Origin of the sequence: Paenibacillus sp. GbtcB18 (assembly GCF_019091125.1) — a bacterium.
GTDB classification, from domain to species: Bacteria; Bacillota; Bacilli; order Paenibacillales; family NBRC-103111; genus Paenibacillus_F; species Paenibacillus_F chitinolyticus.
Genome location: NZ_JAGXJX010000009.1, coordinates 32,059 through 44,548 on the forward strand (window position 1 = coordinate 32,059; position 12,490 = coordinate 44,548).

Consider the following 12,490-nt stretch of genomic DNA (forward strand, 5'->3'; position numbering starts at 1 on the left):
TATGCAAAAAAGGCTGCCTCACTTTCCGTGGGGCAGCCTTTTTTGCTTGCCCGAACTACGGGTGGCGAGCGAGTGGCGGATGAAGTTCGGCCAACCGGCGCGCAAATCCCCGGCCCGCTTGGGTGGCTCCCCGTGAAGGAGAGTCAAACCCATTTACCCGGCGTTTGACTCGCAGGAACAGTCCGGCGGCAGCGCCATGCAGACAGGCCGGTTTCTCCCGCGAAGGAAAAACCGGCCTGTTTGCAGAAGCCGCTTCAAGGGCCTGGGAGAGCCCACGGCAGAGACTGCTGCCAGGCGATCCCGGCCGTTCGTTGTCATCTCCGGGAAGCCGCCTCCGCCCCTTCAGCCTGGCCCCCCATCCGAATCGGAGAGCCTGTCCGCTTGTCCGCTAACAACGCGCCAGTATGTCGCGGATCTCCCGGATTTTCTCGGCGGCGATATCGTCTTCCACACCTTTAGGGCCGCGGACGGCACCGCCGAAATGGACTTCCGTCACGCCGGTGTCTTTTACGAAAGATTCAAGCGATTCCGCATTCAGTCCGCTGCCGGCCAATATCGTGATGTGAGAATCGCGGCTGAGTTCCACCAGTTCCTTCATCCGGTCAACGGCATCCAGCGCGCTAGGCTTGCCGCCGGATGTCAGAATGCGGGTGATCTGCTTGTAGCCGGAGAGCTGCCGGAAGGCCGCAATCTGATCCGGCACGGCGTCGAACGCCCGGTGAAACACCACTTCAAGTCCGCTGGCTTCCTCCAGCAGCGCTTCCAGCACCGGAACGTCGATCTCGTTCTGCGGGGTAAGCGTACCGATCACGATTCCGGCTGCGCCGGTTTCGCGGATGAGCCGGATATCTCTCCGCATAGCGCGCACATCGTCCTCGTCGTAAACAAACGACTTGCTGTGAGGCCGCACCATGACGGCGGAAGGAATTTTCACGCTCCGCACCGTGCCCTCGATAAGACCCGCGCTCGGAGTCAATCCGCCCTCTTTCATGCCGGTCACCAGCTCCAGCCTGTCCGCCCCTGCCTGTTCGGCCGCGATTGCGTCGCCGACTGTTGTTGCGATCACTTCCAATAACATAACGATCTCCTCCTGATCCGTTCTGGTCATCGGGCGCAAAAGCGCCGGTCGACTCTTATTTTATCACGGGAACGGCCCGGATTCTTCCTTTTATCCAAAAAATTCAATTCTCCGTCCATTCCCTGCGGAGGATGGAATAAAGAGCCATGTCGCGCTTGCCGCTCTCTTTAACCTCCCATTCTCTCATCACGCCTTCGAGCGTAAAACCGAGCCGCTGCGGTATAGCCCGGCTTGCCGCGTTCTCGACATCCGCCATAATGACTATGCGGTTGAGGTTCTTTTCGGACCACCCATATCCGATGAACGCCCGGCACGCGCGGGTCATGATTCCCCGGCCCTGATGAGCTTTACCGAGCCAATACCCGATTTCGGCTCTTCCGTGAGCGGGAACCATCGCGTGATAATCAATGACCCCGGCCAGTTCTCCCCGGACCATAATGGCGGCGGCCAGCGATTTGCCTTCTGCGAACGCGTGCAATGTAGACTGGATAAATGCGACGGAATCCCCGACTTCTTTCGTGTCGTATGCCCAGAACAGCCACTGTCCGAGCTGCTCCCGGTTGTCGTCCGTCAGGCGGAACAAGGCTTCCGCGTGCTTGAGCTCCAATAATTCCAGACTGATTTCCTCGTCGACCTGACATATTCTCATCTCGGCGTCCCTCCTGTAAATTTTTTTCTACTTTAGGGGCTTTACCACTTCTTGTCAAGGAAAAAAACCTCAGCTTCCGCCCGCAGTAAACGGGCAAGCAGTCCGGTTTGTTCGGAATTGGTTTTGATCACGCCCATAACCGATCTTCGCCTTCCGGGTGTACCCGCCGCCGCGAGGGGAGCGCCCAAAACAGCCGGATGCCCACGCCCGGCAGGGCGTCCGCACATAAGCTGGAGGAAAGAGAACGGAAAACGGAGGGACGCCAGCCATGTACAAAGAGGATTTTTATTGTTTGTGCAAATCGTATATGAACCGTCACGTCCGGGTGCAGACCAAATCGGGCCGCACTTATGACGGGATGATTATCGGAGTGGACCCGAATTATGTCCGACTGAAAGTATCCGGCGGGCAAGTCCAGGGGTACGGTTATGAACCTGACATGGGATACGGGCAGGGGTATATTGCCGGCCATGTTAACGGCTATGGTAGAACAGCACCATACGGGCAGCCGCTTGATGAATCCGAGGAAAGAGGATTCTTTCCCCCTGGCCCCGGCTTTCCGGGATATCCAGGCTTCCCAGGGTATCCGGGTTTTCCGGGATATCCCGGTCCGAGCAACGAGACGATTCTCACGCTGGCCCTGTTCGATCTGCTGACTCTTGTTCTATTGATGTAGAACAAGAGTCAGCGGCGGACGCGGGTGTTCCTCCCCCGCGTCCTTACAGTGCTCGAAAGCCGCCCGCTGCACAAAAAGCACCGCCTTCGGGAACGGCTAGCTTGACGCGGCCGACTCGTTGGCGGTGCTTTCCGGCTCCGGCGGCTTCCCGCCGGGGATTGAGGCCGTAAGGGCGAATTTCCCTTACGGCCTCAGGTACTTCACGCGGCTTTCGAACGGCCGCTCCGGGCGCCGCTTCACAGGGGCGCTACTCTGAGCTTTCCGCACCGCTCGTGCCGAAAGCGGTCTCAAACCAGGCCCAGTCCGCTCCCACGTGCTCCGGCTTATGCGTATCGGAGCCGTAAATCAGCGGAATGCCCCGGCTCGCGCAGGCGGCGAGAAACCACCGCGGCACGTAGGTCTGCCCGCAGGTCGGCACCCGCAGACCGGCGACGTTCACGTCGATGCCGACGCCAGTCTCCTGGAGCTTGGGCAGCAGCGCGGTCAGCCTGCGCTCGATCAGTTCCGGGCTGATCGGCGGAAGCGCCTCGCGGAACTTCTCGATCAGCTGCACGTGGCCGAGGCGCTTGCGCATAGGCAGCCCGGCCGCCCACTCGATCGCTTTCTCGACGTGGTCGTAGTACTCTTCCGCTACCGCATCCATACTCCCGTAATGAGCGAGCAGACCCTCCCGGAAGTCGTCCGCGGTGAAGTCGATGCAGCGCATGCCGCCCGCTCCGGGTAGATAATGGACGGATACGACGACGTCCTCGAGCCGGCTTCCGTACCGATCCAGCAGCGCGTCGGAGAAATCTTCCCTGCCGTACAGGTAATCCATCTCGAGGCCCACGGTCACTTCGATCCTGCCGGCATATCTCGCTTTCATCTCTTCGGCATAGGCCAAATAGTCCGGCAGCTCCTCCATCGGCATGGCCAATTCCGCCATGAGCCGCGGATTGTCGATCCATTTATCCGGCAGCGGCGGATGCTCGCTTATGGTATAGCGCTCGAAGCCGAGCTCAATCGCCCGGTCCAGGTATGCCGGTTCCTCGGCGGGATTTCCGTGATAGCAAAACTTCGTGTGCGTATGACCGTCCCATTTGAATGTCATGGCGTACTTATCCCCCTCAGTCTCTGCGGCTTGTCTGACTTGAGTATAGCGCGGCCCGGTTAGCACGGCAACGCCGGACTTCTTACCGGCAAAAAAGCCCGGATGATTTCCATCCGGACCCGTTCGCTTACTTCGAAAATCATAACGATACCCGACGCCGGGGCTATTCCACCTGGAGTTTCACCTGCGGCATCGTGTGCATCGTTCTGGCCGTGACGTGGGAAATAATCAGATACGTTCCCGGCTCGTCAAATTTCTTTTTTAAGGTATACAAGCCGTCCTTGCCGTGGGTCCCTTTAATCTTCTCGTGCTTGTCGCCCGGGGCGCCTTCTTTCCATACTTCGAAAAGTACCTCGTCCGCATCGTCCACCGGTTTACCGTCCTGGGTGACGGTGACTTCGACCGCCGCTTCCGTCCCTTGTTTAACCGGTTCTTCCGGCAGCTTTACTTTGGCCACGATCGGATTCAGCGTGTCGATTGCCCCTTGGCCCGCGCCTTGACCGCCATGTCCTTCATGTCCGCCGCCTCCCGAACCGCAGCCGGCAAGCGCCGCTGTCAGAACCAGCAGAAGAACGGCCGTGCCGACACTCCTGCGCCTGAATGTTAACTTCAAACCGGAAGAACCGGCGGATTTTTCCTGTTTATGCGCATTCATTTATGTTCAATCCCCCTAAACTGCATGGCCTGCCGCCTTTACGGCTGCTCTCATCTTTTCCCATCAATTAAACCTATTATACCGGGATGCCTGCAAAAGAGGGATAGCTCACCTGGGCCCTATTTGTAACGATTCCGTGAACAATCCGGCGCAGGCCGGCTTAATCCGCACAGTAAAAGGACCTACAACCCGTTGGCTGCAAGTCCTTTTATATGTCGAATTAGATGTCGAGATCACGTTTATCGTCTTAACTGCGTCCGCCTTTGCGTCCCGCTTCCTCGCGGCTCATCTTGCCGTCGCTTCTGCCGCTGTCGTTTCCGCGGGATTCGCCGCCTTTACGTCCGATTTCCTGGTAGAAATCTTTGTCGTGCGTGCGTGCGGTTTCTTCTCCGCCTTTGCGTCCTGCTTCTTCTCGAGACATTTTGTCAGCCATGATGATCCACTCCTCAAACGGTAAATTTGCAGGCCTCTTAGGAAGTCTTGTTTAACTGCCGCCTACGTCTATTACTTACCCGGATGAGAGATTCCGAAACGGAAAACCGGTCATTCGCCGGTAAAAATCAATTGAACCGCTCCGGTGAAAAAGGAGCCAGATCCAGAAAGGACCTTCCACCCACGGTCAGATCCCGCAAAATTTCGCCCACGACACTCGCGAATTTGAATCCGTGTCCGGAAAAGCCCGCCGCCACGCTCACATGCGGATGCCCCGGCAGTCGTCCGATAATAAAGTCTTCGTCCGGCGTGCGTTCGTACAGGCAGACCTTGCCCTTCAGCAGCGCACCCGAGGCGCCCGGGAGGTACGCTTCCATAAAGGCGCGAAGCTCCTCCTCGTCCGCGGCCGTTCGTCCGAACGGATGCTTCGGCTCTCCGGGACTCAGGGGAATCCCCTCGTCGTGCCGGCCTACCTTGACTCCCGAACCGTCGAAGTCGGGGAACCCGTAATATTCCCCCAGCCCCGTATGAACCGTAAAACCCGGAAAGCCGGGGGACCGGTACAGCCCGCTGTCGGCACGGAACCAAGCCACTGTTTTGCGGACCGCCGACACGGGAAGCGGCCGGCCCGGCAGGATGCCTGCGGCCGCGGCTCCGGCCGTGACGATCAGACGGCCGGACGAGAAGGTTCCGGCCGGTGTCGTTACGACCGCTTCGCCGCCGTCGAGCGACACGGACCGGACAGGCGTATCCGTCAGCAGCTCCGCGCCCGCTTCCAGCGCCAATCTCCGGTAGACGCGCAGGCAGGCTTCGCTGAGCAGCACCCCGCCGTCCGGCTCGTAGAGGCCGCTCCAGCCCATCGGCAGGGAGAAGCCCGGCCACCGCCGGTGGATCTCGGCGGCATCGAGCTCTTCCAGCGGAACGCCGTACCGCTGCGCGTTGGCGATCTTGCTCCGGTGGTTGGCCGTCTCTTCGCGGCTCACGTTGAGCACGCCCGTAGTCCGCAGCAGCGTCTCGCCGGATAGGCGCTCCAGCTCTTTCCACAGCTTCTGGGCGCGCAGCGCAAGGGGCACGTACGCGGAAGCTCCGCCGTAGGCATGGCGGAGCTTCCGCGTTTCCCCGTGATGACTGCCCTCCTCGTGCGGGGGATTGCCCGCATCGAGGAGCAGCGTCCGAACGCCGCTTGATGCGAGCTGATAACCGGCGCTCAGGCCCATCGAGCCGGCCCCGATAATGATCACGTCGTGACGGGTGCGCATGGCGGTATCTCCTTCCTTGCTCTTCATTACCTTGACGTTAGCATCCCGCTCGAGATGGTGTCAATGTGCAGCCAAGTACGGAGCATATTAGCCAAGCCCCAGCTGTTCCACACATGTCTAACCGTAACGCTACCTATACTTACCGTCATGCCCATACGGGATGTCGCCGACAACCGGAATACCCGCATTTTGTATTCGCCGCCTGGAATTTCAATGGAAGATTTCATGTAAATCGCCCCGTGCCTCCAGCGCTCCGTTGGCCTCTAACGGCTAACCCGAAGACCCTTCCGGCCAAGCTGCTCCGGAAGGGTCTTCGGGATCTTTTTCAATTGCCCGCCGACAGGACCTGTCAGGAAGGTTCCGGCACGGTGGAGTGTTTTTCCTCGTAACGATCGTGAGCAACTTTGTTGCCTTCTTCCAAAATAACCACTTTGGGCACGTGGTCCGCCGCCGCTTCTTCACTCATCAACGCGTAGGAAATAATGATGACGACATCGCCCGGCTGCACAAGCCTTGCCGCCGCCCCGTTCAGGCAGACGCATCCCGATCCCCTGGGCCCCGTTATCGTATACGTCTCCATCCGAGATCCGTTGTTAAGGTTCACGATCTGAACCTTTTCATTGGGCAGGAGGTCCGCAAGCTCCATCAGATCTTCGTCGATCGTGATGCTTCCCACATAGTTCAGATTGGCCTCCGTAACGGTGGCCCGGTGGAGCTTGGATTTCATCATCGTTCTGAACATGCCGCGCGTCCCCTCTCCTCGTTCTTTACTGACCTTCGCCGTAAGCCATGATGCGGCGGTACATCGTTTTGTCTTTGAGCTTCACGAAATGAGACATGGCCGGGTATAAATTCCCTTCGAAAATCCATACATTTCCGCGCTTGTCCAGCCCGATATCAATGCCGTAGATGACCTGCCTCGGAAAATGTTCCGTCAGCGTCTTCGCACATGCGAGAGCGACCCCATCGATCCGTTCCCGCAGCTCTTTCCGGGATAGCCTGTGAAGCGAAGAGCGGCCGAGCGCTTCGTCCAGAAGCAGGAGCTGGCCCTTTCTGGATGTGTTTGAAACGAAATAGCCGCTGCCCACGACTTTCGCCACCCGCCCGGTAACCACCCAACGGCGCGAATTTTTTTTCCGCTGAACGATAATACGCAGATCGAAAGCCCTCTCCCCGACCGTCGCCCTGTCGATACTCTGCTGGACGATGTAGCTTTGAGAGCCGATTTGCTTACTCAGAAAAGCGTAAGTTTCCCTCCTGCCCGCCAGTTTGATCTTGCGGTTTTCATGCTGCACTTCGTACCGACCGTCGGGCAGGCACGACACATGGAAAATGCCCTGTCCCTGCATCCCGTCAACGGGTTTGACAACAACCCGGCCGTATCGTTCCGACATTTCCCGGAAGGAACGTTCCGACATCAGACTCGTTGCCGGCAGATAAGGGACAAGCTCGGCGGCATTTCTCATAAACTTGTATTTGGACCACTTGTTAAACCTCGCGATAACCGCCATGCTTTCGGCCACCTTTCCGATCCGGATAAACTCTCTTTCAATAGACCGCTCCTTTATATGTATGACAGCGGGTACCGGATGGAAAAGGCGTCTGTTCTACCGGCCGTTGTGCAGCCGACCTTATTTTTCAAAGATCGGGAAAGGGCCTTCAAAATGATAGTGCAAAATAGTTTCTTATCCGTTTCAAAGCCTGAACGGCCTCCGTAAACTAAAGTAATGTTTTTCAGGTGTGGCAGCGAAACGGAACCCCTCTATAGAAAAGAAAGAACGTATGAAGAAACTTTTATCCTAATCTGGGAAAGAAGGATGGATAACGGTGAGTCATTATCAAGTCATATGGATCGGGCCCGTGCTGGGCGACAACGGAATCGGAACGGCCAGCCGTGAATATGTGCTTGCACTGCACCGGCTGGGCGTTCATGTCAAAGTAACCCCCTCGCGCAGGCGTTCGTCCTTCTCCACCCCATCCAAAAGGCTCATGCTTGCCTTGGCCCGCAGACCTCTGGTCCGGAAGAAGCCGAAGGTGCTGGTTTATCACCGCCTGCCGCATACTCTGAATATCGCGCAAGCGAGAAAAAAGTACGATTATCTCATTTTGAATGCGGTCTGGGAAACGACGAAAATCCCCCGGAACTGGCTCCCGAACATCAACCGGTTCGACGCCGTTTGCGTGCCGTCCGTGCAGAACAGAATCGCCATGAAAAGAAGCGGGGTTCGCGTCCCCGTATACATCGTTCCGCATGGTGTGAATTCCCGCGCGTTTAACCCGCGGAACAAGAAACTGTCCCTGAAAAAAAAGGGCGACTTCCTGTTCGTCTCCGTCTTCACCTTCCAGCACCGCAAAAATCCCGAAACCCTGCTCAGAGCTTTCTGGGAGGAATTTTCCGCCCGGGACCGCGCGGCGCTGCTGATCAAAACGAGCGGATTCAGCGCGAGAGAATCGGGCGCATGGATCCGCGGCCGCATCGCGGCTTACAAAAAAAAGCTGGGAATCCGGCACAAGACGGCGCCTCTTCATCTCCTGACCGGCTCTACCAGCCCCCATGCGGTGCGGGGAATCTATACCGCCGGCGACGCGTTCGTGCTTCCTACGCGCGGAGAAGGCGTCGGCCTGCCGTTCCTGGAATCGCTGGCCAGCGGAACGCCTGTCATCGTGACAGGCTGGGGCGGCCACATGGACTTTGTGACAAAGGCCAATTCCTTTCTCGTCCCCTATAAGCTGAAACCGCCCGCAGCCGGTATGAATAAAGCGATCTCCCGCTCTTTCCGCCGTCTGTTTGTCCAGAAGGGGCAGCTTTGGGCGGAGCCGGATCTCGGCGCTCTGAAAAAACAAATGAGACGCGCTTACGAACATCCCGAGCTGTGCAGGCGCAAGGGACTCCGGGGACGGAGGGATATGAGCCGATGGACATGGACGCGTGCCGGACACGCGATGAAAAGAGCCATCGAGAAGACGATCGCCTCCAAACGGCGGCGTTGAGGCTGAACGGCGCGTGAAAGCGGAGGGTGCGTGGAAGCGGAGGGTGCGTGTAAAATCAGGTGAGCTCAGGCAAAAATCGCCTGGTGCAGCAGCAAAAAAACGTTCCCGGGTCGGAAGCGACCCGGGAACGTTTTTTTGGGAGAGATGAATTCACTCGTCTCGAAAAAAAGCACCCTGCCGGAAGTTTCCGGCAGGGTGCCCAGCCCGGAGCGGCAAACGATTACTGCTCCGAAACGATATAAGCCTGATACTGATCGGCGGTCATAAGCCCGTCCAAGGCTTCTTTGCCGGAAATGTCGATTTCGGCGACCCAGCCTGCGCCGTACGGGTCCGTATTCACCAGCTCCGGGGATTCTTCCAGAGTGTCGTTGATTCGGGCGACTGTTCCGATAACGGGACTAATCAGGTCGGAGACCGTTTTGACCGATTCCACACTGCCCAGCATATCATCGGCCTTGACGGAAGCGCCCGTTTTCGGCAGTTCGACGAATACGATGTCGCCGAGCTGCTCTTGTGCAAAAGGGGTCATGCCTACACGGATTTTCGTATCGGAAAGCACTTCGACCCATTCGTGTTCTTTGGAGTATAACAATCCGGATTTTACTTCGCTCACGTTATTACCGCCTCACTTTTGACTGCCGTTAATAAATTTAGCTTACCCGAATGAAAACGGCGAAGTCAAGCCGGGAGCGGGCAAAGTTCTTTCCTTGTATTGACAGCTTATTTAAAGGGTGATACCATCCTGATAAATTCCTACTTTTCTGATTGGAATAAATAATTTCAAGGAAGGGGTTCATTCCATGTACGCAACTACACGACTTAACGCCACCCGGTTCGGCTCCGTCCTTGCCGCCGGCACTCTGCTTCTGACATTGTGGTCCGGCCAAGCTCACGGGCAGGGAGCAAGTGTTACGGCAGCAGCCGCTCCGCTGGCCGCAGAGCAAACCACTCTTTTGTCCGAGGAATACCGGCAGTTCTTGAAAGACCAGTTCGGCTATACGCTGCCGTCCGCACCGACAAAGGGCGACTTTGTTAAAGTTTTAGCCGCTGTTCTTAACCTGGAGCCGTCAGGCAAACCGAATCCTTTTCAGGACATTAACGAAAGCAGTCCCTATTACAAATCCGCTCTGGCGTTGTACGAAAAAGGAATCCTCACGCAAGACCGGCTCGATGGCGATCAGCCCCTCACCCAGAGTACCGCCGTATACATCGCCGTGAAAGCGGCCGGTTTAAAAGAACTCGCCTATACCTATCCCGCCGAGAAAACGGCACGTTCGCTCGCCAAGCTTCATGCGGACGATGAAATCTCGCAGTTGACGCCGCAGGCCGCCCAGGAACTCGCGGCAGCCGCGGATACGGAGCTTCTGCCCGCCGGGCTGCACGAAGCTTTTCAGCGTAATGAGCCCGCTTCCGCCTCTTACGCGGAAATTTTGCTCGGACGCGTGCTGGAATTGCAGGGCCTGTACAAGCATGAGCTGGGCCGGGTCTCCGATCCGGGCATCCTCCGCAAGGTACGCGACGCATGGAATGTGCAGAACCTGATCCAGCAGCCCGACCTGCAAAACATCGTGGACCAAGCACTGCAAGCCGATCTGATAACCGGCTACAACGTAAAAGACGACCGATATACGCCCCGCTTTGACAGCGCGCGTTCCCTTACATACGGACACAGCGAAATTGACCACGCCCTTCAGCTGATCGGACTCCTGCGCAGTGAGAATATCGATGCACGCGTCCAGCTCGAGCCGAAAACCTCCGCTTTTATCTACTTGAAAGAATGGGGAGAGCCGGTTCAAACCGACGATTACAAAGTTGTGCAGATCGACAACGGGAACTACATAGCCTACGCCAAGGAATATGACCTTTCATTTGAATTCGCGACAGCCGGGCAAAAAGACCGGTTCCAGGAAATCGTCCTGAAATACGCCAAAAAGAACAGCGAAGACCAAAACGGCCTTATTGCTCATTCTTGGTGGCAGCCGCTTTATTATTCCCGGACCGAGCTGCCGGATTACAAAGTCATTGCCAACAATAAAATCACTAAAGGCCACTACTATGCCCAAACCTTTTCCCTGACCGACAAACCTGAAGCCATTGCCGAGGGCATCCGCAAAATCAGCCCGGCTACCAAGGTTGAGTCTTACCGGTTCTGGGTCGACGAGCCTTTTTACAACTATTTGATCGGAGAATATAAGTAAAAAAACATCCGTACACACTCAGTCTATCCGTGAAAACAGAACCCTCGGAAAGAGAAAAGGCGGCGAGCCGATTCTCCTTCCGAGGTTTTTTTGTGCGAAAAAAAACTCTCTGCCGCAAGACAGAGAGCCCGGAAAAAATCACATACGCGGGTTAATCCAGTTTTTCTATCGTGATCTGGGCGTTCGTTCCCGTGCCGCTGAGCGTTAACGCCAACCCGGACACAGAAACCGTAAGGCTTCCCGTCGTTACCGCTTGGAAGAGCAGGTCCCCTGTCAATACGCCTCCCGCCAATTCCAGTGAGAATACCGAGGCACTCGGCTGCGGCACTGCCGTCCCGCTGAAACTTGCGGCTACCGAAGACAGCAGGCTGAGCGTTCCCGTATAGATGAGAAAACTTACCCGGTAATAGCCCGGCTCGTTGATCAGAAAAGTCGTCGTCGGATCAGTTGGACTGAACGTAATAGCCGTCCCGTATTGGACGCCGGCCGTATTGAACGGAACCAGTCCTCCTGCGGCGACCGATGTCCCTCCCGTATTTGTCCGGCTGGCAAACGAGGTAAGACCGGTTCCCGCAGTACCGTCGGCGCCTGTGGCTCCAGTCGGTCCGGTAGGTCCTGTCGCTCCATCAGCTCCTGTTGCACCCGTCGCTCCGTCGGCTCCTGTGGCACCTGTCGCTCCATCGGCCCCCGTTGCACCTGTCGCTCCATCTGCTCCATCTGCTCCAGTTGCTCCTGTCGCTCCATCGGCTCCGGTTGCTCCTGTCGCTCCAGTCGGCCCGGTCGCACCTGTCGCTCCATCGGCTCCTGTGGCACCCGTCGCTCCGTCAGCTCCTGTGGCACCTGTCGCTCCAGTCAGCCCGGTCGCACCTGTCGCTCCAGTCGGCCCGGTCGCACCTGTCGCTCCGTCAACTCCCGTTGCACCTGTCGCTCCATCGGCCCCAGTTGCTCCTGTCGCTCCATCAGCTCCGGTAGCACCTGTCGCTCCATCGGCCCCAGTTGCTCCTGTCACTCCATCGGCTCCTGTGGCACCTGTCGCTCCTGTCGGCCCGGTTGTTCCTGTCGCTCCGTCAGCTCCCGTTGCTCCTGTCGCTCCATCGGCCCCAGTTGCTCCTGTGGCTCCATCGGCTCCTGTGGCACCTGTCGCTCCAGTCGGCCCGGTTGCTCCTGTCGCTCCATCAGCCCCAGTTGCTCCTGTGACTCCATCGGCTCCCGTTGCACCTGTCGCTCCATCGGCTCCTGTGGCACCCGTCGCTCCGTCAGCTCCTGTGGCACCTGTCGCTCCAGTGAGCCCGGTCGCACCTGTCTCTCCATCGGCTCCGGTGGCACCTGTCGCTCCAGTCGGCCCGGTTGCTCCTGTCGCTCCATCTGCTCCTGTGGCACCTGTCGCTCCATCAGCACCAGTTGCTCCTGTCGCTCCAGTCGGTCCGGTCGCACCTGTCGCTCCATCAGCCCCGGTTGCTCC

At 57.7% G+C, this 12,490-nt stretch carries 13 protein-coding genes and 1 pseudogene; 3 read left to right on the forward strand and 11 right to left on the reverse strand.

What is annotated here, in order from left to right:
* Nucleotides 1-388: 388 nt before the first annotated feature.
* Both KVT34_RS23135 and KVT34_RS23140 read right to left on the reverse strand, forming a co-directional pair.
* Nucleotides 389-1,078 (reverse strand): copper homeostasis protein CutC, encoded by a 690-nt coding sequence (locus KVT34_RS23135; protein WP_217561531.1) that lies wholly within the window; start codon nucleotides 1,076-1,078, stop codon nucleotides 389-391.
* A gap of 103 nt (nucleotides 1,079-1,181) precedes the next feature.
* Nucleotides 1,182-1,727, reverse strand: a complete 546-nt coding sequence (locus KVT34_RS23140) for a GNAT family N-acetyltransferase (RefSeq protein WP_217561533.1) — start codon at nucleotides 1,725-1,727, stop codon at nucleotides 1,182-1,184.
* 268 nt (nucleotides 1,728-1,995) lie between these two features.
* Between KVT34_RS23140 and KVT34_RS23145 the strand changes: the two genes are divergently transcribed.
* Entirely contained in the window at nucleotides 1,996-2,403 is a 408-nt protein-coding gene (locus tag KVT34_RS23145) for an LSm family protein (protein ID WP_217561535.1), read from the forward strand.
* 247 nt (nucleotides 2,404-2,650) lie between these two features.
* Here the strand turns inward: KVT34_RS23145 and hisJ are convergent, their stop codons facing one another.
* The 6 genes from hisJ to KVT34_RS23175 form a co-directional block, all read right to left on the reverse strand.
* Nucleotides 2,651-3,493, reverse strand: coding sequence for a histidinol-phosphatase HisJ (gene hisJ, locus KVT34_RS23150; RefSeq protein ID WP_217561537.1), 843 nt, complete (start codon nucleotides 3,491-3,493; stop codon nucleotides 2,651-2,653).
* 163 nt (nucleotides 3,494-3,656) lie between these two features.
* Complete coding sequence (locus KVT34_RS23155; RefSeq protein WP_217561539.1) at nucleotides 3,657-4,148, reverse strand: FixH family protein; 492 nt, start codon at nucleotides 4,146-4,148, stop codon at nucleotides 3,657-3,659.
* Between the two features lie 247 nt (nucleotides 4,149-4,395).
* Nucleotides 4,396-4,581, reverse strand: a complete 186-nt coding sequence (locus tag KVT34_RS23160; RefSeq protein ID WP_009673287.1) for a KGG domain-containing protein — start codon at nucleotides 4,579-4,581, stop codon at nucleotides 4,396-4,398.
* Between the two features lie 127 nt (nucleotides 4,582-4,708).
* Nucleotides 4,709-5,839, reverse strand: a complete 1,131-nt coding sequence (gene solA / locus KVT34_RS23165; protein WP_217561541.1) for an N-methyl-L-tryptophan oxidase — start codon at nucleotides 5,837-5,839, stop codon at nucleotides 4,709-4,711.
* A gap of 349 nt (nucleotides 5,840-6,188) precedes the next feature.
* Complete coding sequence (gene panD, locus KVT34_RS23170; RefSeq protein WP_217561543.1) at nucleotides 6,189-6,581, reverse strand: aspartate 1-decarboxylase; 393 nt, start codon at nucleotides 6,579-6,581, stop codon at nucleotides 6,189-6,191.
* A gap of 25 nt (nucleotides 6,582-6,606) precedes the next feature.
* Nucleotides 6,607-7,350, reverse strand: a complete 744-nt coding sequence (locus KVT34_RS23175) for a YheC/YheD family protein (protein WP_217561545.1) — start codon at nucleotides 7,348-7,350, stop codon at nucleotides 6,607-6,609.
* A 316-nt stretch (nucleotides 7,351-7,666) separates the two neighbouring features.
* Between KVT34_RS23175 and KVT34_RS23180 the strand changes: the two genes are divergently transcribed.
* Nucleotides 7,667-8,830: a glycosyltransferase gene (locus tag KVT34_RS23180; RefSeq protein WP_217561547.1), complete on the forward strand. Its 1,164-nt coding sequence runs from the start codon at nucleotides 7,667-7,669 to the stop codon at nucleotides 8,828-8,830.
* Between the two features lie 220 nt (nucleotides 8,831-9,050).
* Here the strand turns inward: KVT34_RS23180 and gcvH are convergent, their stop codons facing one another.
* Nucleotides 9,051-9,443 carry a glycine cleavage system protein GcvH gene (gcvH, locus tag KVT34_RS23185; protein WP_009673270.1) on the reverse strand — a complete coding sequence of 131 codons (393 nt, stop codon included), beginning with the start codon at nucleotides 9,441-9,443 and terminating at the stop codon, nucleotides 9,051-9,053.
* 187 nt (nucleotides 9,444-9,630) lie between these two features.
* Between gcvH and KVT34_RS23190 the strand changes: the two genes are divergently transcribed.
* Nucleotides 9,631-11,028: a hypothetical protein gene (locus KVT34_RS23190; protein WP_217561550.1), complete on the forward strand. Its 1,398-nt coding sequence runs from the start codon at nucleotides 9,631-9,633 to the stop codon at nucleotides 11,026-11,028.
* 151 nt (nucleotides 11,029-11,179) lie between these two features.
* On the opposite strand, the gene KVT34_RS23195 is transcribed toward KVT34_RS23190, so the two are convergent.
* Nucleotides 11,180-12,037, reverse strand: a complete 858-nt coding sequence (locus KVT34_RS23195; protein WP_217561552.1) for a BclA C-terminal domain-containing protein — start codon at nucleotides 12,035-12,037, stop codon at nucleotides 11,180-11,182.
* A pseudogene (locus tag KVT34_RS23200) lies at nucleotides 12,034-12,490 on the reverse strand (hypothetical protein); the annotation flags it as partial. The pseudogene KVT34_RS23200 and the gene KVT34_RS23195, both read right to left, overlap by 4 nt.

Bases quoted from the DNA above. Each gene is read 5' to 3' on its own strand.
- KVT34_RS23140 (WP_217561533.1), bottom strand. From the start codon at position 1,727: ATGAGAATATGTCAGGTCGACGAGGAAATCAGTCTGGAATTATTGGAG.
- KVT34_RS23135 (WP_217561531.1), bottom strand. From the start codon at position 1,078: ATGTTATTGGAAGTGATCGCAACAACAGTCGGCGACGCAATCGCGGCC.
- hisJ (WP_217561537.1), bottom strand. From the start codon at position 3,493: ATGACATTCAAATGGGACGGTCATACGCACACGAAGTTTTGCTATCAC.
- KVT34_RS23145 (WP_217561535.1), top strand. From the start codon at position 1,996: ATGTACAAAGAGGATTTTTATTGTTTGTGCAAATCGTATATGAACCGT.
- KVT34_RS23190 (WP_217561550.1), top strand. From the start codon at position 9,631: ATGTACGCAACTACACGACTTAACGCCACCCGGTTCGGCTCCGTCCTT.
- KVT34_RS23155 (WP_217561539.1), bottom strand. From the start codon at position 4,148: ATGAATGCGCATAAACAGGAAAAATCCGCCGGTTCTTCCGGTTTGAAG.
- KVT34_RS23175 (WP_217561545.1), bottom strand. From the start codon at position 7,350: ATGGCGGTTATCGCGAGGTTTAACAAGTGGTCCAAATACAAGTTTATG.
- panD (WP_217561543.1), bottom strand. From the start codon at position 6,581: ATGTTCAGAACGATGATGAAATCCAAGCTCCACCGGGCCACCGTTACG.
- KVT34_RS23160 (WP_009673287.1), bottom strand. From the start codon at position 4,581: ATGGCTGACAAAATGTCTCGAGAAGAAGCAGGACGCAAAGGCGGAGAA.
- solA (WP_217561541.1), bottom strand. From the start codon at position 5,839: ATGCGCACCCGTCACGACGTGATCATTATCGGGGCCGGCTCGATGGGC.